This window comes from Streptomyces lonarensis, from assembly GCF_012033735.1.
In the GTDB taxonomy this organism is placed as follows: domain Bacteria; phylum Actinomycetota; class Actinomycetes; order Streptomycetales; family Streptomycetaceae; genus Streptomyces; species Streptomyces lonarensis.
In genome coordinates this window covers 1-2639 of record NZ_JAAVJD010000401.1, presented here as the reverse complement: position 1 = coordinate 2639, position 2639 = coordinate 1, and the positions used below count along the sequence as shown (strand labels likewise).

Sequence of the window (2639 nt, the reverse complement as noted above, 5' to 3'; positions counted from 1 at the left end):
GCCGCGGCCGGCCCGGCGCGCACCCTCCCGCCCCGGCAGTGAGCCGCCGGGCCCCGGCCCCGCCACGCCGCCGCCTCCCATCAGCGCACCTCGTCCCAGGAGCACACCATGACCACAGCGCTCACCCCCGTCGCGCCCGCGGCGGCCCCGACCGCGCCGATCCGGAGTGCGGGGACGACCGCCCCCGGGCTGTCCGACCTGCCGCCACCCGCCGGCACCGCGGTGTTCGACCGCGGTGAGTCGCGGGTCCGCCTGTACTGCCGCACCTTCCCCGTCGTCCTCCGACGGGCCAAGGGCGCACGGCTGTTCGCCGAGGACGGTCGGGTCTTCACGGACTTCTTCTGCGGCGCCGGATCGTTGAACTACGGCCACAACAACGACGGTCTCAAGGCGGCACTCGCCGCCTACGTGGCCGCGGACGGCGTGGCACACGGCCTGGACATGTACACCGTCGCCAAGCGGGAGTTCCTGACCGCGTTCCGCACCCACGTCCTGGAGCCCCGCGGCCTGGAGTACACCGCGCAGTTCCCCGGCCCCACCGGCACCGACGCGGTGGAGGCGGCCCTGAAGGTCGCCCGGAAGGCCACCGGACGCAGCGGGGTCATCGCGTTCTCCGGTGGGTTCCACGGAATGTCCCGCGGCTCGCTGGCGGTGACCGGCAGCGGCCGCGCCCGCCGGGCGGGCGGGGTGCACGGGCAGGACCCCGTGACCTTCGTCCCCTTCGAGGACGGCCCGGGCGGGGCGTTCGACTCGGTGGGGCTGATCGAGCGCCTGCTCGATGACCCCTCCTCGGGGGTCGAGACACCCGCCGCCGTGATCGTCGAGCCGGTGCAGATGGAAGGCGGCGTGCGTCCGGCCTCGGCGGGCTGGCTGCGGAGGCTGCGCGAGGCGACGGAGCGGCGCGGCATCCTGCTGATCTGCGACGAGATCCAGTCGGGCTGCGGTCGCACCGGCGACTTCTTCGCCTTCGAGGAGTCCGGGATCGTGCCGGACGTGGTGACCGTCTCCAAGTCGCTCAGCGGCTACGGACTCCCGATGTCGCTGACGCTGTTCCGTCCCGAACTGGACGTGTGGGAGCCGGGCGAGCACACCGGCACCTTCCGCGGCAACCAGCTGGCGTTCGTCACGGCGACGGCAGCGGCCGGACTGTGGTCGGACGAGGTGTTCCACCGCTCCCGGGCCGAGACCGCCCGCGCGCTCGCGGAGTTCGGCGCCGAGGTGGCCGACCGCGAGCCTGCGGTCCGCGTCCGGGGTCGCGGCGCGGTGCTCGGCATCGACCTCGCGGCGAGCGGCGGCGGCGCACGGGCCGCGCACGTCCAGCGGTACGCCTTCGACCACGGACTGATCGTCGAACTCGCCGGACGCGAGGACGAGGTCCTGAAGGTCATGCCCCCGCTGACGATCGACCCGGCCGAACTGGCCGACGGCATCGGCGTCCTGCGCGCCGCACTGCTGAACCGGATCTGAGAGAGAGAAGGGGACCATGCTTCAGGCAACGCAGTCACGGCCCGCGGGGGCGTTCTTCGACCGGCCCGGATACGTCCGGCCCCGGCAGGAGCGGCGCCATCTCATCTCGATCGACGACCTCTCCGGCGCCGAGCTGCGCCACCTGGCGGCGCGCGGAGCGGAGTTCGCCGCCGGGGCCGAGGCCGACGGCCTGCGGGGCCAGGTCGTGGGAGTGCTGTTCCGCAAGACCTCCACCCGCACCCGCACCGCGTTCTCCGCCGGCGCGCTGCGGCTGGGCGGCGGGGTGGTGACCTACGGCCCGGGCGACCTGCAGGAGAACACCGGTGAGGAGGTGTCCGACACCGCCGCCGTCCTCTCGCGGGTGCTGGACGTCCTGGTGGCGCGCACAGCGGGGCCGGAGAGCGAGCTGCGGGCGTACGCGGCGCAGCGGCGCATGGCGGTGGTCAACGCGATGAGCGCCACCGAGCACCCGACGCAGGCGCTGGCGGACCTCACGACGCTGCTGCGGCGGTTCGGCCGGATCGAGGACCTGCACGTGGTCTACGTGGGCGAGGGGAACAACACCGCCACCGCCCTGACGCTGGCGCTGGCGCGCTTCCGCGGGGTTCGGCTGACGCTGCGGACCCCGCCGGGGTACGGGGTGCCGACCGAGTACCTGGAGCGGGCCGCGGTGTACACCGCGCGCAGCGGCGCGGTGGTCGAGCAGCGCCACGACATGGCGGAGCTGCCCGAGGCCGACGTGGTGTACACGACGCGCTGGCAGACGACAGGGACGGCCAAGCCGAGCGCGGACTGGCGGGAGGTGTTCGCGCCGTTCCAGGTGCGCGAGGAGACGCTGACCGCCGCCGGCGGACCGGTGTTCATGCACGACCTGCCGGCCCACCGCGGCGAGGAGGTCACCGGCGGCGTGCTGGACGGGCCCGCCTCGATCGCCTTCGACCAGGCGGAGAACAAGTTCCACAGCGCACGCGCCGTCCTGGAGTGGTGCGCCGACCCGACCACCGAGAGGTACTGAGCCATGAGCGCGGAAGATCGTCAGGACATCAGGCTTCCGGGTGGTCGGTGGCGGTTGTGGGAGCAGTTCTCGTTGCGTGGTCCGGGTTTCCCCGTGGACGGCGTGAAGGAACTCGCACCCGCGGAACTCGCCCTCCACGCCGAGAAGTTCGACCACA

General features: G+C 73.6%; 2 protein-coding genes. Both read left to right on the top strand.

What is annotated here, in order from left to right; translation table 11 throughout:
* Positions 1 to 108: 108 nt before the first annotated feature.
* A complete protein-coding gene (locus HCN56_RS25005; RefSeq protein ID WP_167974853.1) occupies positions 109 to 1467 on the top strand; it encodes a diaminobutyrate--2-oxoglutarate transaminase in 1359 nt (452 codons plus the stop codon).
* A gap of 16 nt (positions 1468 to 1483) precedes the next feature.
* On the top strand, positions 1484 to 2482 hold the full coding sequence (locus HCN56_RS25000) for an ornithine carbamoyltransferase (protein ID WP_167974851.1): 999 nt from the start codon (positions 1484 to 1486) through the stop codon (positions 2480 to 2482).
* Positions 2483 to 2639: the final 157 nt, after the last annotated feature.